This window comes from Amycolatopsis sp. (genome assembly GCF_035546795.1).
In the GTDB taxonomy this organism is placed as follows: domain Bacteria; phylum Actinomycetota; class Actinomycetes; order Mycobacteriales; family Pseudonocardiaceae; genus Amycolatopsis_E.
Genome location: NZ_DASZWC010000057.1, coordinates 1 through 23,913, shown reverse-complemented (window position 1 = coordinate 23,913; position 23,913 = coordinate 1). Strand labels below are relative to the sequence as shown.

The window sequence follows — 23,913 nt, the reverse complement described above, 5'->3', positions numbered from 1 at the left end:
GTCTACCCCACCTCTCGAGGTAACGTGAAACGGATGTCTTCGTCGGCCACCTGGCTGTCCCGCACCGAATTCCGGCCGAGCCCGCCCAGGCAACGGGTCAGTTCCTCCACCAGATGCGGCGGAGCGGACGCACCGGCGGTGATCCCGATCTTCGCCGCACCGGCCAGCCACCGCAGGTCCACTTCGGACACGTCGTCCACCAGATGCGCGGCCGCGCCCTGGCGCCGCGCGACCTCGACCAGCCGTTGGGAGTTCGACGAGTTCGCCGAACCCACCACGAGCACCACGTCGGCGCTGTCGGCGACCGCGCGCACCGCACGCTGGCGATTCGTGGTGGCGTAACAGATGTCGTCCCGCCGCGGGGCGGCCATCGCGGGGAAACGCTTGCGCAGCACCGAAGCGATCTCCTCGGCCTCGTCCACCGCGAGCGTGGTCTGCATGGCGTACGCGACCTTCTCCGGGTCGGCCGCCCGGACCTGCGCCGCGGCGGACGCGTCTTCCACCACGACCACCTGCCCCGGCGCCTCCCCGACGGTGCCCTCCACCTCCTCGTGCTCGGCATGCCCGATCAGGAACACCGTGTCCCCGCGTGCGCTGTAGCGCCGGACTTCGTTGTGCACCTTGGTCACCAGCGGGCAGGTCGCGTCGATCACCCGGAGGTCCCGGACCTCGGCGGCCGCCCGGACGGTGGGCGCCACCCCGTGCGCGGCCAGCACCGTGGTGGCACCCTCGGGCACCTCCTCGACCTCCTGCACGAAAACCGCGCCCAGGTCCTCCAGCCGCCGCACCACATGCGCGTTGTGCACGATCTGGCGCCGCACGTAAACCGGTGCGCCGTACCGTTCCAGCGCTCGTTCGACGATCTCGATCGCCCGGTCCACGCCCGCGCAGAACGACCGTGGACTGGCCAGCAGCAGCTCACCGGAGCCGGCCGCCGCGCACCAGTCGCGCAGCGCCGGAGCCGCGAGGCGCAACGAGCGCAGCCCCGAAATGCCCCGGATGAACGTGCCCGGCCGCAGCAGCGGCGAGCCCGGAGTGTCCACAATGGTCCGGACGACCGCCATCGGCGCCGGAACATCGGCGAACTGCGCGGATTCCATGTCCACCGCGAGCGCGCCACGCTCGGCGAAGCGCGCCCGTTCGGCCCCGTCCACCACCGTGTCCGAAGACGCTATCGGTCCCAAGTGGACAGTCAGGCCCAGGCGCCGCAGCGCCCCGGCGAGCAGTGGCGCCGAACGCAGCGGCACCGGCCCGTCCGGGCCGTCGACCTCGGTCGCCACCACGACGTCACCGGGCGCCACCTGGTCCGTCACCGCCCCGGCGACCCCGGCCACCAGTATCGGCGTGGCGCCGCTGAACCGGCGTGCGGACTCGGCCGCCCGCCGGGGCCCCATGCCCGTGTGCAGCACTCGCACGCCGGGCACCCGCAGGGCCGCGGCCTCCAGGTGCATCGGCGCGCACACCACACCCGTCATGGCGTCTCCAGGTAACGGCCCAGCGCGGAAACCGGGAACACCAGCCGGTACAGGTGGTAGTTGATGTAGAAGTCGCCGGGGAACCCGGTGCCGGTGTACTGCGGCTCGTCCCAGGTCCCGTCCTCGCGCTGGGTCCGCGTCAGCCACGCGACCCCACGCTCCACAGTGGACGATTCCCGCTCCCCCGCCGCCAGCAGCGCAAGGAGCGCCCACGCCGTCTGCGAAGCCGTGGAGTCGCCGCGGCCGATCCATTCCGGATCCCGGTAGGAGCGCAGATCCTCGCCCCAGCCGCCATCCGCGTTCTGGTGCTCGGTCAGCCACGCCACGGCCCGGCGGATCGCCGGCTTCCGCGGTGAGACACCCGCCGCGACGAGCGCCGGCACCACCGCCCCCGTGCCGTAGAGGTGGTTGGCGCCCCAGCGCCCGAACCAGGAGCCGTCCTTCTCCTGGGCGCGCAGCAGCCAGTCCACCCCGCGACGGCATTCCTTCGTCCCGGAAAGCCCTTCCGCCGCAAGCATTTCCACGACGTGCGCGGTGACGTCGGCCGAAGGCGGGTCGATCACCGCGCCGAAGTCGCAGAACGGCAGCTGGGTGGCGAGCGTGCGGGTGTTGTCGGCGTCGAACGCGCCCCAGCCGCCGTCGGCGGACTGCATCCCGTTCAGCCAGGTGACCGCCCGTTCGATGGCATCCTTGAGCCGCGGCCGGTCGGGATGCGCCACCCGCCGCAGCGCCAGCACGATCTCCGCCGTGTCATCGGTGTCGGGGTAGACGTCGTTGGCGAACTCGAACGCCCAGCCCCCGGGCGGAGTGTCCGGCCGCTTCACCGCCCAGTCGCCCTTCACGGTGACTTCCTCGCCCAGCAACCAATCCGAGGCCTTGAGCACGGCCGGATCATCCGCCGGAACGTCGGCGTCCCGCAGCGCCGTCAACGCCAGTGCGGTGTCCCACACCGGGGACTGACAGGCCTCCAGCCTGCGCACCCAGCCGTCCGGTGTCTCCTCGCGGATGACGAACCCGTCCAGCCCCTTCAGTCCGGCCTTGAGCGCGGGATGGTCGAACGAGTAGCCGAGCAGGTGCAGCGCCAGCAGCGAATACACCCACGGCGGCTGGATCCCGCCCCAGGAGCCGTCGGCCTCCTGCCGCGCCAGGATCCACTCCGCCGCCTGCCGCATCGCCATGCCCCGCAACGGTTTCACCGGCAGCTTGGCGTAGGTCTTCAACGCCTTGTCCAGCACGTCGAAGGCGCCGGACCAGGTCCACGGCTTGGGCAGCGAACGACGGCGTTTCCCGGTGCGCAGTTCGTCCACACCGAACGGCAGCGGCCGCACCGGGCGCAGCGTGCCGACGACGGTCAGCGGCACCACCGTCTGTCTCGCCCAGCAGCCCCAGTCGTAGACGTTGAGCGGGAACCAGGACGGCAGGAAGATCAGCTCCGGCGGCATGTTCGGCAGGTCGTCCCACGACCACAGGCCGAACAGCGCCAGCCAGATCCGGGTGAACACCCGGCTGGCCTCCAGCCCGCCGCCGGCGAGCACGAACTCCTGGGCCGCCCGCATATGCGGCTCGTCCGGCGAGTCACCGGCGAGCCGCAGCGCCACCCACGCCTCGACCGTGGTGGACAGGTCACCGGGGCCGCCGTAGAACGTGGCCCAGGTGCCGTCCTCCCTTTGCTGCGAACGGATCCAGCGCGCGGCCTCTTCGGTCTCACGCGCGGTGCGGATGCCGAGGAACTCCCGCAGCAACAGGTCCTCGGCGTCCATGGTGACGTTGGTTTCCAGCTCGCCCTTCCACCAGCCGCCGGATTCCTGCCTGCCCTTGAGGTGCGCGACCGCGCGCTCCAGGGTCTCGGCCGGGGTCCGCACAACGGGCTGGGTGGTCAGAGTCATCAAGCCTCCCTCGTGACGATGAACTGGGCCAGCGAAAGCAGTTCCTCCCGCGCACGGCCGGGGATCTCGGCTTCTTCGAGCTTGCGCCGCCCCGCGGCCATCCGGCGGTACGCCTCGTCCAGGGCCCATTTGCGCCCGCCGGCCTGTTCGATCTTCTCCGCCACGCCGCGGACCGAATCCTCGCCCGGGGTTTCCGGCCGGGCAAGCCATTCCGACAGCTCGCGCCCGAGCGCGCCGCCGTGGGTGATCGAGTACGTGACCGGCAGGCTCTTCTTGCGCGCGCGCAGATCCGAGTAGACCGGCTTGCCGGTGACCGAGGACTCGCCCCAGATCCCCAGCACGTCGTCGACCAGCTGGAACGCCAGGCCGAGGTCGGCGCCGAACCCGGCCAGCGCGTCGACCGTCCTCGGTGGAGCGCCCGCGAGCACCGCGCCGATCGCGGTGCTCGCCGACAGCAGCGCGCCGGTCTTGCCCGCCGCCATGTCGAGGCATTCGTCGAGGCCGACGTCGTTGCGCCGCTCGAACTCCACGTCGAGCACCTGGCCGCGGATCAGCTCGTTGGTCGCCTCGGACAGCAACCGCGCGGCGGCGACGCCGCACGGGCCGTCCACGTCGAGCAGCACTTCCTGCGCCAGCGAAAGCATCGCGTCGCCGGTCAGGATCGCCGCGGCGGCGCCCTTGACCGCCCACACCGTCGGCCGGTGCCTGCGCTCGGTGTCGCCGTCCATCAGATCGTCGTGCAGCAGCGAGAAGTTGTGCACCAGTTCGACCGCGACCGCGCCGGGCAGCCCGGCGGACGGCGGCGCCCCGGCCGCTTCCGCCGAGAGCAGGGCCAGCGCGGGGCGGACCGCTTTTCCGCCGCCGGAGGCAGGCTTGCCGTCCAGGTCGGTCCAGCCGAGGTGGTAGTGCGCGATCGACCGGCTGGTCGGGTCCAGCCGGTCCAGTGCCGCGCGCATCGCGGGCATCACCGCCTGCTTGCCTTGCGCGAGTGAGTCGAGTACGGCCGTCATACGGATAACCCCTCCTGTACAGCCTTTCCGAGTAGCGCACGGGCGGCCGCGTCCCCGCTGCGCACGGCGCCCTCCATCGTCGCGGGCCATCCCGTGGCCGTCCACGCGCCGGCCAGCACGACACCGTCGGCCGTGGTCACGGCCGGCGGGCGCAGCGCCGCGCAGCCCGGCGCCGGGCGGAACGTGGCGTGCCTTTCCCTGGTGACAAAGAAATCCCGGACTCCGGCCCGGTCCGCCGACGGCAGCACCTGCCGCAGCAGCGGCAGGAGCCACTCCCGGATCTCCCGTACCGGAAGGTCGATGAGTTCGTCGGCCGCGGACAGCGAGACCGCGAGGTACTGTCCGCTGTCCAAACCGGACTGTGCGGTGCGGTCGAACACCCACTGCACGGGAGAGTCGACCGCGGCGAAGAACGGCTCGTCCAGCACGTGCCGGTCGAACACCACATGGGCGTTGACGATAGGCGAGCTGCCGAGCCCGCGGTCCCATTCCGGCGGCAGGTCCACACTCCCGGGTGGCAGCAGTTTCGCCGCGACGGGTGGCGGTACGGCGAGCACGACCCGGTCGGCGGTCAGCTCCCGGTCCGCCGTCGCGAGCCGCCAGCCGCCGCCCTCCGGCGACAGCGCGGTCACCTTGGTGTTGAGCAGAACCTCGGCGTCCACCTCGGCCAGCCGCGCCTGTGCCGCGTCACCGTGCAGCTCGCGCAACGGCACCTTCGACCAGCCGATATCCGCGGCCGAGGCCTCGGTCAGCAGGCCGAGCTGGAACACCGTGGCGGCCAGGCCGAGCGACGCCCCCGTCGCGGGAGCGTTCAGCGTCGCGATCCCGACCAGGTCCCACAGATTCGCGATCGCCCGGTCGCTCTGGCCGTGCGCGGAAAGCCAGTCCCCGAAGGACTGCGCGTCGGCCTCCTTCGACGCCGGATCCACGCCACGCAGGGCGAGCGCCGCGCCGGCGAACCGCATCCGGTCGGCGATCCCGAGCGCGCGGTACTTCAGCACGGAGTCCGCGAGATGCAACGGCGCGGGCAATCCGTTGCGGCGCAACCAGACCGGCGCACGCAGCCGCGGTGAGCGCACCTGGATCTCCAGCTTCGGCTGGAGGAACACCTTGCCCATCACGCGCAGCCGGCGCAGCAGCTCCAGATACGAGGTACAGCACCGCAGGAACACGTGCTGCCCGTTGTCGACGTCCAGCTCGCCGCGACGGAAGGAATGCGTCAGCCCGCCGAGATGCCCGCGCGCTTCGACGAGAGTGACATCCTGCCCCGCGTCGGCACAACGGAGTGCCGCGGTGATCCCCGCGAGACCGCCGCCGACGACCAGTACCTTCCCGCTCACGATGTGCGCCCGGACAGCGCCCGGGCCGCCACCCCCAGCTTTTCCCTGCCGGACAACGACATCCGGCGGTCGAACACCAGCGACGGCTGCTCGGCGATCCGCTCCAGCAGCCTGCGGTAGATCCCCGCCATGGCGAGACAGGACGCCGAACTCCGCCTGTCCAGCAAGGGCGCCAGCCGCAGCCCGTCGGCGTACCACTCGCGGGCCCGCGCGGCGCTCTGCCGGATCAGCGCGGAGAGCCCGCCGTTCGCGTCGATCAGCCTGCCGTCGTCGTCCAGCGCCAGCTCGACCCCGAACGCGTCCAGGTCCTCCTGCGGCAGGTACACCCGGCCGTTGATCAGGTCCTCGCGGATGTCGCGAAGAATGTTCGTCTGCTGCAACGCGATCCCGAGCGCGTCGGCGTACTGGGCGGCGTCGGGGTGCGGCTTGCTGCCGAACACGCCGAGGCACAGCCGCCCGATGGAACCGGCGACGCACCGGCAGTACTGCGTCAGGTCGTCGAAGGTGCCGTAGTGGCGGCCCTCGATGTCCATCCACACGCCGTCGAGCAGTTCTTCGAACGCCCCCAACGGAATCGGGTACCGCTTCGCCGCATCGGCCACGGCGATGAGCACCGGGTCGGTGGTGGTGTCCAGTTCCGCCAGGGATTTGCGGACGTCCTGCAGCTGCGTCGACTTCTCCTCGATCGGCAGGTCACCGTCGCCGATGTCGTCGACCCGGCGGGCCAGCGCGTAGACCGCGCACAGCGCCGAGCGGCGCTGCCGGGTGAGCAGGCGGATACCGTAGTAGAAGTTCCGGGCCTCGGTCTTGGTGATTTGCTCACATTCCCGGTAAGCGGTTGCCACGTCCGTCATCGGCGCCCCTTGGTCAGTAGCGATCCCAGATGAACCAGTACGTCCTGTTTCCGTGGCCGCGGCGTCACGGCCAGCACGTCCCAGCGCGCGCGCCGCAACGCGTCCGCCGTGGCCAGCCCGCCCGCGATGTACCCGGCGATGGCCAGCCGCGCCCAGCCGCGCAGGTGCCCGACGAGCGGGGCGCCCCCGGCCAGCAGATCGAGAGCTTTCCGGGTCTGTAGTTCCACCGCGTGCCGCAGCGGGAGTGGCGTGCTCGCCGCCGCGAAGTCGGCTTCGGTGGCACCAAAGGCTTCCAGGTCGTCCTGTGGCAGGTAGACGCGGCCGGCGCGGTGATCCTCGGCCACGTCCTGGCAATGTTCCAGCAACTGCAGGGCCGTGCAGACCAGATCCGAAAGACGCTCGGCTTCCGCCGAGCGCACCCCGAAGATCCGCAACACGATCCGGCCGACCGGATCTGCCGAAAGCACGCAGTAGTCCCGCAGTTCCGCCTGGTTCGCGTACCGGGCGACCTCCTGGTCCTGCAGGTTCGCCCGCACCAGCCGGTCGAACGGCTCCCGTTCCAGGCCACGGGCCCGGATCGTGGGCACCAGTTCGCGCAGCACCGGCTGGTCCGGGCTGCCGTGCCAAGCCCGCACCAGATCCTCGCGGAAGTCCAGCAGCGCGGCCCGTCGGTCGCCTTCGGCCTCGTCACCAAGGTCGTCGATCACCCTGGCCACGTTGTAGACCGCGCCGAGATCACGCCGGAGCGCGGCCGGAAGTATCCGCAGTGCGACGGGAAAGTTTTCCGCGTGTTTCTTTTCTTCGAGCGCGGCACGCTCCGGCGCCACCCGGGAGGGGAGAAACCGGCGCACCATGGGAAGGCCCACCGTGTCGTGACCTGTCGGTGCCGGGCTCATCGGCCCATAATCCAACCAGAGGGGGCCAGGATTCTTCGCGCGGGAAACAAATTCGGGGAGACCCGGGTTATCACGAGCGGACAGTATTGACCCGAACGAAGGACGGATTGCGTCATACGGGTGGAGGTAGCCGGGAGCAGTGGGCAGAAAAGCGGATCCGAGCGACACGAAACTGGAACAACTGGCCGAGGCGACGGCGCAACGGCTCCCCCGGATGCTGGACGACGTCACGCGGCTGCTGAACAACCACTGGCCGGACTACGCCGATTTCATCATCACCGAGCGGGACGAGGTGCTGGCTTCGGCGAACATGTTCCTGCACCGGCTGATGCGGATGGCGAAGTGGGACATCACGGAACTGTCCGACGCCGCCGAACAGCCCAGTGAACAGCTCGGCGAGCAGTCCCTGTTCGAGGAGATCGGGCGCGCCCAGTGGCAACAGGGCCGCGAGCTGACGAGCCTGCTGTCGGCGTACCAGATCGGCGCGCGGGTGGCGTGGCACCACGTCGCCGAGGTCGCGCTGGAGGTCGGGGTCCCCTCCGACGTGTTCGCTTCGCTCGCCGAAGCGGTGTTCATCTTCGTCGACCAGCTCTCCTCGGCATCGGCGCGTGGTTACGTGCTCGAGCAGTCCGAAGCCGCCGCCGCGCGCGAACGGCTGCGCGACGAGCTGGGCAACATGCTCCTGTCCGACCGTTCGGACACCACCGCGATCCGCGCCGCCGCCGCACGCATCGACTGGCCGCTGCCACGCGAGGCGGCGGTCATTCTCGTGGAGCCCGACAATCCCGTGGGCAGTGCGCTGCTGGCCCGCCTGGACCACTCGTGCCTGCACGTCCGGCGGCAGCGGATGGTGTGCGCGATCATCCCCGACCCGGACGGCCCCACACGCAGGCAGCGGCTGGCCACCGCGCTGCGCGGCGCCGGGGCTGTGGTCGGGCACGCGGTGCCGCTGGAGAACCTGCCGGCGAGCATGCGCGTGGCCGAGGTGGCCGCGCAGCTACGCCGGGACGAGGTGCTGCGGGACGACCCCGTGTTCGTCGACGAGCACCTGGACTCGATCATCGTGCACCGCGATCCGCGGCTGCTGGAGGCCTTCCGGCAGCAGGCGCTGGCACCACTCGACGAGCTGGGGCCGGTGACCCGCGAGCGGCTGTGCGAGACGCTCGCGTCGTGGCTGCGGCACCTCGGCGACAGGCGGGCCGTCGCCGAGGAACTGCACATCCACCCGCAGACCGTCCGGTACCGGCTGTCCCAGCTGCGTGAACTGTTCGGCGAAAGCCTCGACAACCCGGACAACCGGCGCCGTCTCACGCTCGCCTTGGCCTGGGGCGTACCGGAAAAACACCGGAACTAGCCGAACTCGGCGAGCGCCTTCCGGAACTCGGCGATGAACGCCGCCGTGTCGGGGATGAACGCGGGGTCGGTGGCCACGCTCATCGAGAAGTCGCGGTACCAGCCCAGGACGCCGATCACGAACGGCGTGCCCGGCGCCAGCGGGATGATCGGGTACGCCGTCTGCAGCGGGTAGTCGCCGAAGTCCACCTGCCAGGCCGCGCCCGGCATGTTCGACACGATGCCGTTGAAAATCCGGCTCCCGTAGAAGAACCGCGAGAACCACCCGTGGAACACCGGTGGCATCAGGTTCGCCACCGAATGCATCACGAACCGCGACGCGATCGCCCTCGTCCCGCCGCGCAGCCGCGCGCTCGCCTTGCTGATCACCCGCAGGCGCTCGGTTTCGGGCATGTCCCCGGTCGGGACCTCGATCATCACCGCGGCGGTGACGTTGCCCGCCATCCCCGGCCGTGGCACGGCCGCCATCAACGGCACCGACACGAGCATCCGCGACGGCAACGGCCCCTTCGCGACCCGTCGCATCGCCGCCACCGAGGCGGCAAGGAGCAGGTCGGTGACCCGGACGCCCCGTGCCCGCGCCAGCTCCCGCATCCACTCCAGCTCGAGGCGCACCGTGCCGAACGAACGGTCGGCGGTGCCGCTGACCGGGAGCTGTGCTTCCGGCCTGTGGTCGGTGGCCAGCTGCGCGAGACCGACGACACCACCGGCGATCTTCTTGGCCCGCCCGGGAAATTCGACCTCGCCGATCGCCGCGGTCATGTCCGGCGAGTCGAACAGCCGCAGCATCATGTTGATCGTGCCGATCCCGTCGGCCACCGAATGGTGCACCAGTGAGACGGCCGCGGCCAGCCCCTCCTCGACTCCGGTGACCACGCAGAACCGCCACAGCGGCCGGTCCCGCGGCAACGGCGTGCCTGCCAGCTGCCCGACCAGCCGGTGCAGCGCCGCCATTCCGCCCGGGCTGCCGTCGGGCAGGCTCAGGTCGAAGACCGGCACGTGCCAGGCCCAGTCGATTTCGGGATGATCGGTCCAGCGCAGCGGCCGCCATTTCGTCGGCGGCACCAGGCGCTGCCGGAAACCGGGCAGGTCGTGGAGCCGGGCGGCGATCGCGTCGCGCGCGAATTCGAAGGTGGGCGGCCCGGCCGCGCGGGTGGTGTCGAGCATGATGAGCCCGCCGACGTGCTGCGGTGCCTCAGGGGTTTCGACGTGCAGGAAGAAAGCGTCCGATGCCGGGATCCGGGTTGCTGGTCGTCTCGCCACATCCGCGATCATGACAGCAGTCGCGACGACGACGACGGCCACCGCCGCGTCGAGCCAGTAATGATTCCCGGTCGCCAGGATGACCAGCAGCGTGACCAGCACGTGGACCGCGCTCACCACCTGCACCGCCCGGCCGCGCGCGAGCCGCGCCAGCACCACCGAAACCCACAGTGCCCACCCCACGTGCAGCGAGGGCATCGCCGCGAGCTGGTTGGCGTTCTCCACCATCGGCGAGCCCCAGGAACCCCAGGTGTGACCGAGCCGCACGGTGTCCACGAACCCGGCGCCCGGCAGCATCCGCGGCGGGGCCACCGGCAGCAGCCAGAAACAGGCCAGCGCGAGCAGATTGACCAGTACGAACGAGTTGCGCACCCGCCGGTAGTCGGCGGGATGCCAGACGTAGACCCAGAACAGCAGCAGCAACGCGCTGGCGATGTAGGTGATCGCGTACTCGTAGTTGGCGAAGGTACGCAGCCAGCCCTGCCCGGCCAGCCACACGTTCATCCCGTGTTCGAAGCCCAGATGCAGGCCGCGCTCGAAGTCCAGGATCCACTGGCCGTAGCCCATCGCGCGGGCTTCCCGCGACGGCAGGGGGCGCGACTCGATCAGCAGGTAGACGCCGAACAGCGCCAGTCCCCCGAGCAGTTCGGCCCACCACCGAGGCCGCTTCGGCGTCCCGATCCGGTCGGCCACCGTTAACGGCGTGTTGGTTGACGATCCAACAGTGAGCACACACCGTCATATAGCACGAAAACGGGGAGTGACGCTCGCCCAGCTCAGGTCGCGGCGGCCGAGCGCCAGCCCATCCGCAGCGTCAGCCCGGGCACCCTGCGCAGCTTGCGCCAGCCGTGACCAGCGCAGACCGCGATGGTCAGCGCCGTCAGCAGCCCGCTGAGCACGCCGCGCGAGAACAGCCCGGCTTCCACACCCCAATGCAGGAAACCGATGGTCATCCCGGCGTCGATCAGCCGCGAACCGCCCCACAGCAGCGCGACCTCGACGAACACCCGCTTCACGGTGTGGTGCGCGAACAGCTCCGCCGGCAACCGGACGAAGTCCCGCGCCAGCCGCGCGGTGATCGGCCTGCCGAGCGCGGCGCTGCCGACGAAGATCAGGAACATCACCACCGAACCCAGCGCGGGCTGCAGCACGTACACCACCGCGCTGGACGTGACCAGCGCGAAGCACGCCCGGCTGACCAGCAGCCCGGTGCACAGCAGCAGGGTGCGCGGCAGGTCCCGGCGGAACAGCCGGCGCGCCCCGATCACCAGCGCGGACCAGCCCAGCACGGCGCACAGCGCGGGCACCAGCCCGGCGAAATGCAGCAGCAGCGCGAGCAGCACACTGGGGACGATCACGGTTTCCAGGAGCAGCACCAGCGCTCGCGCCAGGGTTCCGCGCAGGTGCGGGATCTCGATGACCATGTGGCGCGGCGTGTGGACGTTCTCGGCTGTTTGCACGGGCTCTGAATCACTCCTGAGAACAAGTCTCCGGGGGATGGGCGGGGGTCGCAACTTTGCCCGGCAAGCTATCAGTGTGGGGGTAAACGCCATGTGTTGCCGTGCGGGTCGTCTCCCGCTGGACCGTCGGCGAGTGCGCGAGCCCGAAAATACCCGCCGTGAGCAGGACAGCCGCACCGGCCGTCGCCGCGAGCGGGCCCGGCGAGGTGGACAGCGTGGCGTGGAAGGCCAGCAGGCCGAGTGCGTAACTGACCGCGGGGTTCACGATGGACATCACCGCTATCGCCGCCGACAGCGAGCCCGAACCGTAGGCCTGCTGGCCCAGCAGCAGACCGGTCAGCGTGGACAGCGCGAGCAGATACCCGGGCCAGTCGAGCGCGGTGGCCAGCACACCCCTGTTCAGCAGGTCGTCCGTGGTGAGTTTCATCAGCGCGGCGCTCATCGCGTAGCAGACGCCGGCGGCGCTGGCGATGAACGCCGAGTGCAGCAGCGGCCCGCGCCCCTGCGCGACCTGAACCAGGGTGACCACCGTGGCGGCGGCGACCACGACCGCGATCAGCAATCTCCCCCGGTCGGGTGACCCCCCGAGCGGTGCGGCGCCTTCGACGGCGAGGAACACCACGACGCCGCCGACGATCGCGAGCGCCGCGAGCCAGTCGCGCAGCGCCGGCCACTGCCGGATCACGGCCGAGGCCATCGGCAACGCGAACAGCAGCTGGGTGACCAGCAGCGGCTGGACCAGCGCGATGGAGCCGAAATGCAGGGCGATGGCCTGGCTGAGGAAACCCAGGAGGTTCGTCGCCCACCCGGCCAGCCAGACGCGTTTGCGGATCAGGCGGCGGATCAGCCAGAGCACGGGCACGCGGTGCCTGCTGGCCCGGTGCTCCACATCGGCGTCGGCCACCTCGAGTACCGCGCTGCGTTGCAGCGCGGCGGAGGCCGCGAAGAGAAAGGCGGCGGCGAAGCCGAGTACGACCGGAATCAACACATCAAGTCGCAGCGCTCCCCATCGCTAGAACATTCCGGTGGATCAGCCCGAACCACCGAATCGGGACGCCAACGCACGGTACACCGATGGCAGGGCGCCGCGCACCGTGACCGGCAGCTTCAGCCAGCCCGGAACGTAGCGATCCGCCTGGTCACGACGAATTCCGGCGACAATCGCGGCCGCCACCCGATCAGGCGGAACCGGTTTCGGTGACCGGCGTTCGTACGGGCGGCCACGGCGAGTGAAGAACTCGGTGTCCACCACGCCGGGCACGACCACGCCCACGTGCAAGCCGCTGCCCGCGACTTCGAACCGCAGGCTCTCGGCGAACGTGTCCAGCCCCGCCTTCACCGCCGAGTAGACCGACTCGCCCGCCACCGCCGTACGGCCCGCGATGGACGTGACGAAGACCAGCGACGCGCGCGGGCGGGCGAGCAGCCCGGGCAGCAGGGCGCGCGTCAGCTCGACCGGCGCGGTCAGGTTCACCTGCACCAGCCGCCGCACGTCCTCGGCGGTCATCTCCGCGACCGGGCCGGCCCAGCCGATCCCGGCGTTGTTGACGAGCACGTCCACCTCGCCGATGCGGCCGATCTCCCCGGCCGCGGCGGTGACCGCGGCCGGGTCGGCGAAGTCCGCGGTCACCACTGTCCCGCCGGTGCGCTCGGCCAGCGCGGCGAGCCGGCCGGCGTCCCGGCCGTGCAGGATCAGCCGCGCGCCCGCCTCATGCAGCCGTAACGCGGTGGCGGCGCCGATACCCGACGACGCCCCCGTGACCACCGCGAGCGTGCCACGGAGCTCCACTCAGCCGGTGACCTTCACCGCGTCGACCACGAAGACCAGCGTCTCGTTCGGTTTGACGCTGCCCTGGCCGGCGGCGCCGTAGGCGAGGTCCGGCGGAACGACGAGCAGCCTGCGGCCGCCCTGTTTGATGCCGACCAGGCCCTGGTCCCAGCCCGGGATCGCCTGTCCGGCGCCCAGCGTCAGCGAGAACGGCTGCGAGCCGAACGAGTTTTCCTTGTCCTGCTTGTCCGACCACGTGCTCAGGTCGTAGTTCATCTGCAGCGAGCTGCCGTCCTTCGCCGCGGCGCCGGTGCCCGGCTGGAGGTCCTTGGTGACGAGCTGGGTCGGCGCGGTGCAGGTGTCCGGGATGGTGATCGTCGGCTTCGCGCCGAAATCACCGGTGACCTTGATGTCGTCGGCGGTGCACTCGTGCTGCCCGGAGGCGGGCTCGGCGGCGGAGGCACTCGAGGACGCACCGGCCGGCGCGGGCGCCGGGTAGGTCGGGCCGTCGCCCGGGGGGTAGGACGACGGCTCCTGGCCGTTCGAGCAGGCGGCGAGGCACAGCGCGGCGGCCACCACGGTCATGATCTTGCCAGCGTTACGCATGGCGCTCACCTTAACCGGGCGCTGACCAGTCGTTATCCGGTACCCACAAGAGCTTCCAGCTCGTGCGCGGTGTACACGACCCCGAGCCTCCTGGTGGCACGGGTGAGCGCGACGTAGAGGTCGTTCCAGCCGCGCGGGGACGACGCCACGATCTCCTCCGGCGCCACCACGACCACCCCGTCGAACTCCAGGCCCTTGGCCTCGCCGACCGACAGCAGGGACAGGCGTTCGTGCTCGGGCAGCCGCGCGCGGATCGCGCCCAGCCGGGCCGCCGGGCACAGCACCGCGACCGTGCCACCGTCCGCGCCGGCCAGCTCTTCGTCCACAATGGACGGAAGGTCCGTGCCCGCTTCCGGCCGCTGCCACGGGCGGACGCCGCTCTCGCGCACCGAATCAGGGGCACGGAGCTCCGGATCGACGTGTGCGAGCGCCGCCGCGGCCAGCGCCATGATCTCCGCCGGGGTGCGGTAGTTCACCGTCAGCTCGCGCAGCCGCCACCGGTCCGCCACGTACGGGCTGAGCACGTCGCCCCACGCCGAGGCTCCGGCCGGTGCGCCTGTCTGCGCGACGTCGCCGACCAGGGTCATCGAACGGCTCGGGCAGCGGCGCATCAGCAGCCGCCAGTCCATCGGCGACAGCTCCTGCGCTTCGTCGACGATGACGTGCCCGAACGTCCACCGGCGATCCCGCGCCGCACGCTCGGCGGCGGTCAGCTCGCTACGGCGCTGCTGACGCTCGGCGAACAGCTCGGAGTCGAGAATGTCGCTCACCCGCAGGATTTCCTCGTCGATGATCTCCTCGTCCTGTTCGAGGATGTCCAGCACGCCTTCGGCGTAGGCGCGGTCTTCACGCTCCCGGCGTTCACGGGCCGCGCGCTCTTCCGTGTCGTCCTCGCCCAGCAGCTCGGCGAGCTCGTCGAGCAACGGCACGTCCGCGGGCGTCCAGCGGGACTTCTCCGGGCGTACGAGCTGCGCTCGCTCGGCTTGCGCCAGCCGCTCCCCCGCCGCCGAATCCAGCCGCTCCGGCGAAGCGAACAGCTCACGCAACAACCGCTGCGGAGTCAGCTTGGGCCACAACGAATCCAGCGCCGCGAGCACTGTCTTCGACTCGGCCAGCTCGGCCCGGATCTCGGCCCTGTCGCGGGCGTCGAGCACCTCGGCGTCGGCGCTTTCGCCGTCCTGCAACGGAATTTCGGGCACGCCTTCGAACAGATCCACTTCGAGATGCCCGGCCGCGCACTCGGCGAGGGCGTCGAGCATTTGCTCGACGAAGACCCGGCGGGCGACGTTGTGCGGGCGGAGCGTGCCACGGGCCTTGGCACGCGCTTGTTCGCAAACGGCCCTGCCGACTTCCAGCACGTCGTCCTCGAAGTCCACCCGGAGGGCGTCTTCAGGCACCTGCTGCCGGTCGGCCACCGCGTCGGCGAGCACGTCCGCCAGCACCGCACGGCCCTTGATCTCGGCCGCTTCGCGGGTGTCCTCCCCCTTCGCGCGCACGCCGGGGAACAGCTGCCCGACAGTCGACAGGAGCACGCCGGTCTCACCGAGCGACGGCAGCACCTGCCCGATGTAGCGCAGGAACGTGCTGTTCGGGCCCACCACCAGCACGCCTCGCGTGGCCAGCTGCTGCCGGTAGGTGTAGAGCAGGTACGCGGCGCGATGCAGCGCCACGGCCGTCTTTCCGGTGCCGGGGCCGCCCTGGACGACGAGCACCCCGCCCAGTTCGTCCCGGATGATGCGGTCCTGCTCGCCCTGGATGGTGGCGACGATGTCGCTCATCTCACCGGTGCGGCGGCGTTCCAGCGCCGCCAGCAGCGCGGCCTCGCCGGCCAGGCCGAGGTCGTGCCCCTGGTCGGCGGCTCGCAGGTCGAGGATCTCGTCGTCGAGCCCGACGACCTTGCGCGACAGCGTCCGGATGTGCCGCCGCCGGCGAACGCCTTCCGGCGAAGCCGCTGTCGCGAGGTAGAAGGGGCGCGCGGCAGGCGCCCGCCAGTCGATCAGCAGCGGCTCGTAGTCGCCTTCCTCGTCGAACAGGCCGAGCCTGCCGACATACGAGGTCTCCCCGTCGTGGAAGTCGAGCCTGCCGAAGCACAGGCCCTGCTCCACGGAGGTCAGCTGTGTCAGGCGCTCGGAGTACGTGGTGGTGGCGACGTCTCGTTCGGTGCGGGCCTGCGGGGTGCCGCCGGTCTGGGCGAGCGCCCCGGTCAGCCGCCGCTGCGCGGTTTCCCGTTCGGTGTCGAGTTTGCGGTAGAGCTGCGACACGTAGTCCTGCTCCGCCGCGAGATCTGGGTTGTCGTCGGCTGCCAGATCCGGGGACACGGACAAGAAGAACCCACTTTCGCTTCAGGATTGATGGTCGGCAGGTGAGCCAACGATCCTACCTGCCGGAGAATTCCCCGGCAGGCGAGCGAAAACTGCCTAGAAGGGCAGGCCGAGCGCCGGGAGGCCGATCGCGGAGTCGACGGCGAGCGCGACGAACACGATCATCAGATAGGTGTTGGAGCGGTGGAACAGCGACATCGGCTTGGTCTCCACCCCGCGCCGGACCTGCCGCTGCAGCGAGTGCGCGTAGAACAGGAACCAGGCGCCGGCCAGCACCGCGAACGTGGCGTACAGCCAGCTGGTCACCGGGAGCAGCAGCAGCGTCCACCCGACCATCACCCACGAGTAGATGACGATCTGCCGCGCCACGTGCTCGGCGGTGGCCACCACCGGGAGCATCGGCACCCCGGCGCGCTTGTAGTCCTCGCGGTACTTCATGCCCAGCGCCCAGGTGTGCGGCGGGGTCCAGAAGAAGATCACGCCGAACATCACGAACGCGGGCCACTGCACGGTGCCGGTCACCGCGGCCCAGCCGATCACCACCGGCATACAGCCGGCCGCTCCGCCCCACACGACGTTCTGCGCGGTGCGGCGCTTGAGGCCGAGGGTGTACACGAAGATGTAGAACAGGATCGTCGCGATCGCGAGCACCGCGGCCAGCAGGTTGACCGTGAAGTACAGCATCACGAACGAACCCGCGCCGAGCACGAGCCCGAACACCAGCGCGTTGCGCCGCGGCACGGAGTCGCGAACCAGCGGACGGCGCTTGGTGCGGTTCATCACCTTGTCGATATCGGCGTCGATCACGCAGTTGAGCGCGTTGGCGCTGCCCGCGGCCATCGTCCCGCCGGCCAGGGTGGCCAGGATCAGCCACGGGGACGGGATGGTGCGCGCCGCGAGGAACATCGCGGGGATGGTGGTCACCAGCAGCAGCTCGATGACCTGAGGCTTGGTCAGCGCCACATAGGCGCCTGCACGCTGGCGGACGCGCCGAAGGCCACCGGCGGACGGTGCACTGGAGTCCGCGGCGCTGGTGCTGTCACTGCGTTCGTGCGCAGCGTCCACCAACGACATTTCGCTCCCTGGGTCAGTTTCGGGTGGCGTCAGCGCGGGGCTCGACACCGCAACTGATCGTAACCACGGGTTCCCCGATCGACCTCGCCGGGGTTGGCGCGGCATCCGCGCAGCGGATCCGGTCAGGGGTGGTGGCCGGGCAGGCGGGTGGGAGTGTCGGGCTTCTGCCCGTCGGGTACCCGACCTACTAGGCTGCCCCTGCAAAGCCCGGTTGTGAACGCGCGCGATGCCCTCAACCAGGAATATCGTGTCTTCGGGATCGATTGAGATAAGTGGGCTCGCGCGCGCGAACACGCAAACCGACGAAACAGCACAAACGACAAGCACGGGGAGTTCGAGTTCAGTGTCCGAAACCGCCTCTATCAGCGAGAACAATCCTCTGCTCCGGCGGAACGTGCCCGCCGACTGGACCGACCTCGACACCCGCGCCGTGGACACCATCCGGGTGCTCGCCGCGGACGCCGTCGAGGAGTGTGGCAGTGGTCACCCGGGTACGGCGATGAGCCTCGCCCCGCTGGCCTACACGCTGTTCCAGCGCGAGATGCGGCACGACCCGGCGGACCCGGAGTGGCCGGCGCGTGACCGGTTCGTCCTGTCCGCGGGGCACAGCAGCCTGACCCTCTACATCCAGCTGTTCCTGGCCGGCTACGGCCTGGAGCTGGAAGACCTCAAGCAGCTGCGCAAGTGGGGCTCGAAGACCCCCGGTCACCCGGAGTACCGGCACACCCCCGGCGTCGAGACCACCACCGGCCCGCTGGGCCAGGGCCTGGCCAACGGCGTCGGCATGGCGATGGCGGCCCGCCGCGAGCGCGGCCTGCTCGACCCGGACGCGGCCCCCGGCGAAAGCATTTTCGACCACCACATCTACGTGATCGCCTCCGACGGTGACATCGAGGAAGGCGTCACCTCCGAGGCCTCCTCGATCGCGGGCCGCCAAGAGCTGGGCAACCTGATCGTCTTCTACGACGACAACAAGATCTCCATCGAGGACGACACCAACATCGCCCTCTCCGAGGACACCGCCAAGCGGTACGAGGCCTACGGCTGGCACGTGCAGGTCGTCGAAGGCGGCGAGGACGTCGTCGCGATCCAGGAGGCCATCAAGGCGGCGAAGGCCGACCCGCGGCCGTCGTTCATCCTGCTGCGCACGATCATCGGCTATCCGGCCCCGAAGAAGATGAACACCGGCAAGGCGCACGGCGCCGCCCTCGGTGCCGAAGAGGTCGCCGCGGTCAAGGAGATCCTGGGCTTCGACCCGGCCAAGAACTTCCAGGTCGACGACGAGGTGCTGGCCAACACCCGCAAGGCGCTCGACCGCGGCAAGCAGGCGCGCGCCCAGTGGCAGGAGAAGTTCGACTCCTGGGCCGCGGCCAACCCGGAGCGCAAGGCGCTGGCCGACCGGCTCGCCACCCGCAGCCTGCCCGAGGGCTGGGCGGAAAAGCTGCCCAGCTGGGAGCCCGACGAGAAGGGCGTCGCCACCCGCAAGGCCTCCGGCGAGGTGCTCTCCGCGATCGCCGACGTGCTGCCGGAGCTGTGGGGCGGCTCGGCCGACCTGGCCGAGAGCAACAACACCACCATGAAGGGCGCGGACTCGTTCGGCCCGGAGAAGGCCTCCACCAGCATGTGGAGCGCCAACCCTTACGGCCGCACGCTGCACTTCGGTGTCCGCGAGCACGCGATGGGCTCGATCCTCAACGGCATCGCGCTGCACGGCGGAACCCGGCCCTACGGCGCGACGTTCCTGATCTTCAGCGACTACATGCGCCCGCCGGTGCGTCTCGCCGCGCTGATGAAGGCGCCGGTCCTCTACGTCTGGACGCACGACTCGATCGGCCTCGGCGAGGACGGTCCCACCCACCAGCCGATCGAACAGCTCGCCTCGCTGCGCGCGATCCCGGGCCTGAACGTCGTGCGCCCGGCCGACGCGAACGAGACGGCCGCCGCCTGGAAGGCCGCGCTGGAGGACATCCACCACCCGTCCGGCTTCGCGCTGACCCGGCAGAACGTGCCGGTGCTGGAAGGCACCTCGGCCGAAGGCGTCGCCAAGGGCGGTTACGTGCTTGGCGACTACGGCAAGGCCGAGGACGAGCACGTCGTGCTGATCGCGACCGGTTCCGAGGTGCAGCTGGCCGTGGAGGCCGCGAAGACCCTGGCCACCGAGGGGATCGCGGCCCGCGTGGTCTCGATGCCGTGTGTCGAGTGGTTCGACGCGCAGGACCAGGCCTACCGCGATTCGGTGATCCCGCCGTCGGTCAAGGCCCGGGTGGCGGTCGAGGCCGGGATCGCGCAGCCTTGGTACCGCTTCGTCGGCGACGCCGGTGAGATCGTGTCGATCGAGCACTTCGGTGCCTCGGCCGACTTCAAGACCCTGTTCCGCGAGTTCGGGTTCACCGCCGGCGCCGTGGCCGACGCCGCGCGCAGCTCGCTCGCCAAGACCAAGAACTCCTGAATCCACGAGAAGGGGATGAACGTCATGAGCGACCGACTCGCCCAGCTGTCCGAAGCAGGCGTGTCCATCTGGCTCGACGACCTGTCGCGCGAACGGCTGGACTCCGGCAACCTCGCCGGGCTGATCCGCGACAAGCACGTCGTAGGGGTGACCACCAACCCGACGATCTTCGCGAACGCGCTGTCCAAGGGCGACGCCTACGACAAGCAGGTGCGTGAGCTTGCCGCCCGCGGCGCCGATCTCTCGGCCACCGTCCGCGAGCTGACCACCACCGACGTGCGCAACGCCGCCGACCTGTTCCGCGACGTCTACACCGCCACGAACGGCACCGACGGCCGGGTGTCCATCGAAGTGGACCCGCGGCTGGCGAAGGACACGGCGAAGACCGTGGCCGAGGCGCAGGACCTGTGGAAGACGGTGGACCGGCCCAACGTCTTCATCAAGATCCCGGCCACCGAGGAGGGCCTGCCCGCGATCACCGCGACACTGGCCGAGGGCATCAGCGTCAACGTCACGCTGATCTTCTCCGTCGAGCGCTACCGCAAGGTGATCGAGGCCTTCTTCGCCGGGCTGGAGCAGGCCAAGGCCAACGGCCACGACCTGCGCTCGATCGAGTCCGTGGCGTCGTTCTTCGTGTCCAGGGTGGACACCGAGGTCGACAAGCGTCTTGCCGCGATCGGCACCGACGAGGCCAAGGCGCTGCGCGGTGAAGCCGCGATCGCCAACGCCCGGCTGGCCTACGCGGCGTACGAAGAGCTGTTCGCGAGTGAGCGCTGGGCCGCGCTGAAGGCCGAAGGCGCCAACCCGCAGCGCCCGCTCTGGGCCTCCACAGGCGTGAAGGACCCGTCGTACTCCGACACCCGCTACGTCGACCAGCTCGTGGCTCCCGGCACCGTGAACACGATGCCGGAGAAGACGATCGAGGCGGTCGCCGACCACGCCGAGATCGACGGGGACAAGGTCACCGGCACCGGCAGCCAGGCCCAAGCGGTGTTCGACCAGCTCGAGGGCGTCGGGATCGACGTGCGCGACGTGTTCCTCACGCTGGAGAACGAGGGCGTGGACAAGTTCGAGAAGTCCTGGCAGGAGCTGCTCGACACCGTCGAGGGTCAGCTCGGGAAGGCGAAGGACTGACGCATGGCGGAAGACAACGGGCCGGTGACGGTCACCGTCTCCGACGAACCACTGGCGGCCACGGCCGCGCCGCTGATCGACAAGCTCGTCGCCGATCAGGCCGCCTCCAAGCTCGCGGCGCAGGACCCCACGCTGTGGGGCCCCGACGCCGAGCCGGAGGCGTCCATCCGGTTGTCCTGGACCACCCTGCACAAGAGCTCGCGCCCGCTGATCGGGGAGATCGAGGCGCTGCGCGAGGAACTGCAGAGCGAAGGCGTGGACAGGGTCGTGCTCGCCGGGATGGGCGGCTCCTCGCTGGCGCCCGAGGTGATCACCGCGTCCGAAGGCGCGCCGCTGACGGTGCTGGACACCACCGATCCCGGCCAGGTGGCCGACGCGCTGGCGGGTGACCTGCAGCGCACCGTGATCGTGGTGTCGTCGAAGTCGGGTGGCACGGTGGAGACCGACAGCCACCGGCGCATCTTCGCGAAAGCCTTCGCCGAGGCCGGGATCGACGCGGCCGCCCGCATCGTGGTGGTCACCGATCCCGGTTCGCCGCTGGCGAAGCTGGCCGAGGACGAGGGCTACCGCAAGGTTTTCCTTGCCGACCCGCACGTGGGCGGCCGCTACTCCGCGCTGACGGCCTTCGGGCTCGTGCCGGCCGGCCTGGCCGGCGCGGACGTGGCGCGCCTGCTGGACCAGGCCGCCGCCGCGGCCCAGGTGCTCGGTGCCGACGACGTGCAGAACCCGGCCCTGCGGCTGGCGGCCGCGTGGAGCGCGGCGCACGCCGACGGCGCCGAGAAGGTCGTGCTGGCCGACACCGGCTCCGGGATCAAGGGCTTCCCCGACTGGGCCGAGCAGCTGATCGCGGAGTCCACCGGCAAGCAGGGCACCGGCCTGCTGCCGGTGGCGGTCGAAGGGCCCGAGGCCCCCGGCTTCGGCGACGCGGGCCAGGACGCGACAGCAGTGGCCATCGGCCCGGTGGTGGAGACCGCGAAGATCGCCACAGCCGGCCCGCTCGGCGCGCAGTTCCTGCTCTGGGAGTTCGCGACCGCGCTGGCCGGGAAGCTGCTGGGGATCAACCCGTTCGACCAGCCGGACGTGGAAGCGGCGAAGAAGGCCGCGCGTGAGCTGCTGGACAACCCGGCCGCGCTCGAAGGCGGCGAGACTCCGTCCACTGTGGACGGTGCGGTGCAGGTCTTCGCCCCCGCCGGCGTTTCCGGCGACGGCACCCTGACCGACGTGCTCAAGGAGTTCCTCGCAACCGCGCCCGAGCACGGCTACCTCGCCGTGCAGGCGTACCTGGACCGGCTCGACGACGCGTCCGCGGCGCTGCTGCGGCCGGAGCTGGCCAGGCGCAGCGGGCTGCAGACCACCTTCGGGTGGGGGCCGCGGTTCCTGCACTCCACCGGGCAGTACCACAAGGGCGGCCACCAGAACGGCGTCTTCCTGCAGATCACCGGCACGCCGGAGCAGGACCTCGAGGTGCCGGACCGGCCGTACACCCTCGGCAAGCTCCAGCACGCGCAGGCGCTGGGCGACGGCAAGGTGCTCACCGGACACGGCCGTCCAGTGCTGCGCCTGCACCTGACCGACCGGGCCGCGGGCCTGGCGCAACTCGTTCGCGCGATTCAGGAGGCCGGCGGATGAAACAGTGGGAGAACCCGCTGAGGGATCCCCGCGACAAACGGCTGCCGAGGATCGCCGGGCCGTCCAGCCTGGTGATCTTCGGGGTGACCGGCGACCTGTCCCGCAAGAAGCTCATGCCGGCGATCTACGACCTCGCCAACCGCGGGCTGCTGCCCGCCGGTTTCTCCCTCGTCGGGTTCGCCCGGCGCGACTGGGAGGACGAGGACTTCGGCCAGCTCGTGCACGACGCGGTCGCCGAGCACGCCCGTACCCCGTTCCGTGAGTCGGTCTGGCACCGGCTCGCCGAGGGAATCCGCTTCGTGCAGGGCAGTTTCGACGACGACGACGCGTTCGACCGGCTCGCCGACACCGTGCGTGAGCTCGACGAGGAGCGTGGCACCGGCGGCAACGTCGCGTTCTACCTGTCGATCCCGCCGAGCGCGTTCCCGGTGGTGACCAAGCAGCTGGCGCGCTCCGGGCTCGCGCAGGCGGACGAGCAGTCGTGGCGCCGCGTGGTGATCGAGAAGCCGTTCGGCCACGACCTGGCCAGCGCCAAGGAGCTCAACGGGATCGTCAACGACGTCTTCCCCGAGGAGTCGGTGTTCCGCATCGACCACTACCTCGGCAAGGAAACCGTTCAGAACATCTTGGCGTTGCGGTTCGCGAACACGCTCTTCGAGCCGCTGTGGAACAGGTCATACGTCGACCACGTGCAGATCACGATGGCCGAAGACATCGGCATCGGCGGGCGCGCCGGTTACTACGACGGCATTGGCGCCGCGCGCGACGTGATCCAGAACCACCTGCTGCAACTGCTCGCGCTGACCGCCATGGAAGAGCCGGTGTCGTTCGAGGCCGACTCGCTGCGGCAGGAGAAGGAGAAGGCGCTGTCGGCCGTCCGGCTGCCCGCCGACCTGGCCGAGGGACCGCCCGCGGCCAGTACGCGGCCGGCTGGCAGGGCGGCCGCCGGGTGCTCGGCTTCCTGGAGGAGGACGGCATCCCGGCCGACTCGCGGACCGAGACCTACGCCGCCGTCCGCTTGTCGGTGGACACCAGGCGGTGGGCGGGGGTCCCGTTCTACCTGCGCACCGGCAAGCGGCTCAGCCGCCGGGTGACCGAGGTGGCGATGGTGTTCCAGCAGGCGCCGCACCTGCCGTTCTCGCACACCGACACCGAGGAGCTCGGGCAGAACGCGCTGGTGATCCGGGTGCAGCCGGACGAGGGCGTGACGATGCGGTTCGGCGCGAAGGTGCCGGGCACCACGATGGAGGTCCGCGACGTGAACATGGACTTCGCCTACGGCGAGTCGTTCACCGAGTCCTCGCCGGAAGCCTACGAGCGCCTGATCCTCGACGTGCTGATCGGCGACCCGCCGCTCTTCCCCCGGCAGGAGGAGGTCGAGCTCTCCTGGCGCAT

The 23,913-nt window shown here is 70.5% G+C and carries 17 protein-coding genes and 1 pseudogene; 5 read left to right on the top strand and 13 right to left on the bottom strand.

Annotated features, from left to right (window positions below; translation table 11 throughout):
- Positions 1–2: 2 nt before the first annotated feature.
- From ispH to hpnC, 6 genes are read right to left on the bottom strand one after another with little or no spacing between them, the layout of a single operon-like run.
- Positions 3–1,475 carry a 4-hydroxy-3-methylbut-2-enyl diphosphate reductase gene (gene ispH, locus VHD82_RS29325; protein ID WP_325711215.1) on the bottom strand — a complete coding sequence of 491 codons (1,473 nt, stop codon included), beginning with the start codon at positions 1,473–1,475 and terminating at the stop codon, positions 3–5.
- Complete coding sequence (shc, locus tag VHD82_RS29320) at positions 1,472–3,361, bottom strand: squalene--hopene cyclase (protein WP_325711212.1); 1,890 nt, start codon at positions 3,359–3,361, stop codon at positions 1,472–1,474. The genes ispH and shc overlap by 4 nt, the downstream gene beginning before the upstream one ends.
- The gene (locus tag VHD82_RS29315) at positions 3,361–4,371 is read right to left on the bottom strand and encodes a polyprenyl synthetase family protein (RefSeq protein ID WP_325711209.1); all 1,011 of its coding nucleotides are present in this window, start codon (positions 4,369–4,371) and stop codon (positions 3,361–3,363) included. Before VHD82_RS29315 ends, shc begins: the two co-directional genes overlap by 1 nt.
- On the bottom strand, positions 4,368–5,711 hold the full coding sequence (gene hpnE / locus VHD82_RS29310; RefSeq protein WP_325711206.1) for a hydroxysqualene dehydroxylase HpnE: 1,344 nt from the start codon (positions 5,709–5,711) through the stop codon (positions 4,368–4,370). The genes VHD82_RS29315 and hpnE overlap by 4 nt, the downstream gene beginning before the upstream one ends.
- The gene (hpnD, locus tag VHD82_RS29305; RefSeq protein ID WP_325711203.1) at positions 5,708–6,565 is read right to left on the bottom strand and encodes a presqualene diphosphate synthase HpnD; all 858 of its coding nucleotides are present in this window, start codon (positions 6,563–6,565) and stop codon (positions 5,708–5,710) included. The genes hpnE and hpnD overlap by 4 nt, the downstream gene beginning before the upstream one ends.
- Positions 6,562–7,461 carry a squalene synthase HpnC gene (gene hpnC / locus VHD82_RS29300; protein ID WP_325711201.1) on the bottom strand — a complete coding sequence of 300 codons (900 nt, stop codon included), beginning with the start codon at positions 7,459–7,461 and terminating at the stop codon, positions 6,562–6,564. The genes hpnD and hpnC overlap by 4 nt, the downstream gene beginning before the upstream one ends.
- Positions 7,462–7,600: 139 nt before the next feature.
- On the opposite strand from hpnC, the gene VHD82_RS29295 reads away from it, so the two are divergent.
- Positions 7,601–8,815: a helix-turn-helix domain-containing protein gene (locus VHD82_RS29295; RefSeq protein ID WP_325711198.1), complete on the top strand. Its 1,215-nt coding sequence runs from the start codon at positions 7,601–7,603 to the stop codon at positions 8,813–8,815.
- Here the strand turns inward: VHD82_RS29295 and VHD82_RS29290 are convergent.
- The 7 genes from VHD82_RS29290 to VHD82_RS29260 all read right to left on the bottom strand — a co-directional run bounded on the left by VHD82_RS29290 (position 8,812) and on the right by VHD82_RS29260 (position 17,306).
- Complete coding sequence (locus VHD82_RS29290) at positions 8,812–10,770, bottom strand: bifunctional phosphatase PAP2/O-acyltransferase family protein (RefSeq protein WP_325711195.1); 1,959 nt, start codon at positions 10,768–10,770, stop codon at positions 8,812–8,814. The genes VHD82_RS29295 and VHD82_RS29290 overlap by 4 nt on opposite strands.
- Before the next feature lie 83 nt (positions 10,771–10,853).
- A complete protein-coding gene (locus VHD82_RS29285; RefSeq protein ID WP_325711521.1) occupies positions 10,854–11,501 on the bottom strand; it encodes a hypothetical protein in 648 nt (215 codons plus the stop codon).
- A 46-nt stretch (positions 11,502–11,547) separates the two neighbouring features.
- Entirely contained in the window at positions 11,548–12,525 is a 978-nt protein-coding gene (locus VHD82_RS29280; RefSeq protein ID WP_325711192.1) for a DMT family transporter, read from the bottom strand.
- Positions 12,526–12,567: 42 nt separating this feature from the next.
- Positions 12,568–13,326, bottom strand: a complete 759-nt coding sequence (locus VHD82_RS29275) for an SDR family NAD(P)-dependent oxidoreductase (protein WP_325711189.1) — start codon at positions 13,324–13,326, stop codon at positions 12,568–12,570.
- On the bottom strand, positions 13,327–13,911 hold the full coding sequence (locus VHD82_RS29270) for an FKBP-type peptidyl-prolyl cis-trans isomerase (RefSeq protein WP_325711186.1): 585 nt from the start codon (positions 13,909–13,911) through the stop codon (positions 13,327–13,329).
- Positions 13,912–13,943: 32 nt separating this feature from the next.
- Positions 13,944–16,235, bottom strand: coding sequence for an ATP-binding domain-containing protein (locus VHD82_RS29265; protein ID WP_325711183.1), 2,292 nt, complete (start codon positions 16,233–16,235; stop codon positions 13,944–13,946).
- Positions 16,236–16,328: 93 nt separating this feature from the next.
- Complete coding sequence (locus tag VHD82_RS29260; protein ID WP_325711180.1) at positions 16,329–17,306, bottom strand: heme o synthase; 978 nt, start codon at positions 17,304–17,306, stop codon at positions 16,329–16,331.
- Between the two features lie 343 nt (positions 17,307–17,649).
- On the opposite strand from VHD82_RS29260, the gene tkt reads away from it, so the two are divergent.
- From tkt to zwf, 4 genes and pseudogenes are all read left to right on the top strand, one after another.
- Complete coding sequence (gene tkt / locus VHD82_RS29255; protein ID WP_325711177.1) at positions 17,650–19,755, top strand: transketolase; 2,106 nt, start codon at positions 17,650–17,652, stop codon at positions 19,753–19,755.
- Between the two features lie 24 nt (positions 19,756–19,779).
- On the top strand, positions 19,780–20,889 hold the full coding sequence (gene tal / locus VHD82_RS29250; RefSeq protein ID WP_325711175.1) for a transaldolase: 1,110 nt from the start codon (positions 19,780–19,782) through the stop codon (positions 20,887–20,889).
- 3 nt (positions 20,890–20,892) lie between these two features.
- Positions 20,893–22,518, top strand: a complete 1,626-nt coding sequence (locus tag VHD82_RS29245; RefSeq protein ID WP_325711173.1) for a glucose-6-phosphate isomerase — start codon at positions 20,893–20,895, stop codon at positions 22,516–22,518.
- A pseudogene (zwf, locus tag VHD82_RS29240) lies at positions 22,515–23,913 on the top strand (glucose-6-phosphate dehydrogenase); the annotation flags it as partial. The gene VHD82_RS29245 and the pseudogene zwf, both read left to right, overlap by 4 nt.

Bases quoted from the DNA above. Each gene is read 5' to 3' on its own strand.
- tal (WP_325711175.1), top strand. From the start codon at position 19,780: ATGAGCGACCGACTCGCCCAGCTGTCCGAAGCAGGCGTGTCCATCTGG.
- VHD82_RS29315 (WP_325711209.1), bottom strand. From the start codon at position 4,371: ATGACGGCCGTACTCGACTCACTCGCGCAAGGCAAGCAGGCGGTGATG.
- VHD82_RS29270 (WP_325711186.1), bottom strand. From the start codon at position 13,911: ATGCGTAACGCTGGCAAGATCATGACCGTGGTGGCCGCCGCGCTGTGC.
- shc (WP_325711212.1), bottom strand. From the start codon at position 3,361: ATGACTCTGACCACCCAGCCCGTTGTGCGGACCCCGGCCGAGACCCTG.
- ispH (WP_325711215.1), bottom strand. From the start codon at position 1,475: ATGACGGGTGTGGTGTGCGCGCCGATGCACCTGGAGGCCGCGGCCCTG.
- hpnC (WP_325711201.1), bottom strand. From the start codon at position 7,461: ATGAGCCCGGCACCGACAGGTCACGACACGGTGGGCCTTCCCATGGTG.
- VHD82_RS29285 (WP_325711521.1), bottom strand. From the start codon at position 11,501: ATGGTCATCGAGATCCCGCACCTGCGCGGAACCCTGGCGCGAGCGCTG.
- hpnD (WP_325711203.1), bottom strand. From the start codon at position 6,565: ATGACGGACGTGGCAACCGCTTACCGGGAATGTGAGCAAATCACCAAG.
- VHD82_RS29260 (WP_325711180.1), bottom strand. From the start codon at position 17,306: ATGTCGTTGGTGGACGCTGCGCACGAACGCAGTGACAGCACCAGCGCC.
- VHD82_RS29245 (WP_325711173.1), top strand. From the start codon at position 20,893: ATGGCGGAAGACAACGGGCCGGTGACGGTCACCGTCTCCGACGAACCA.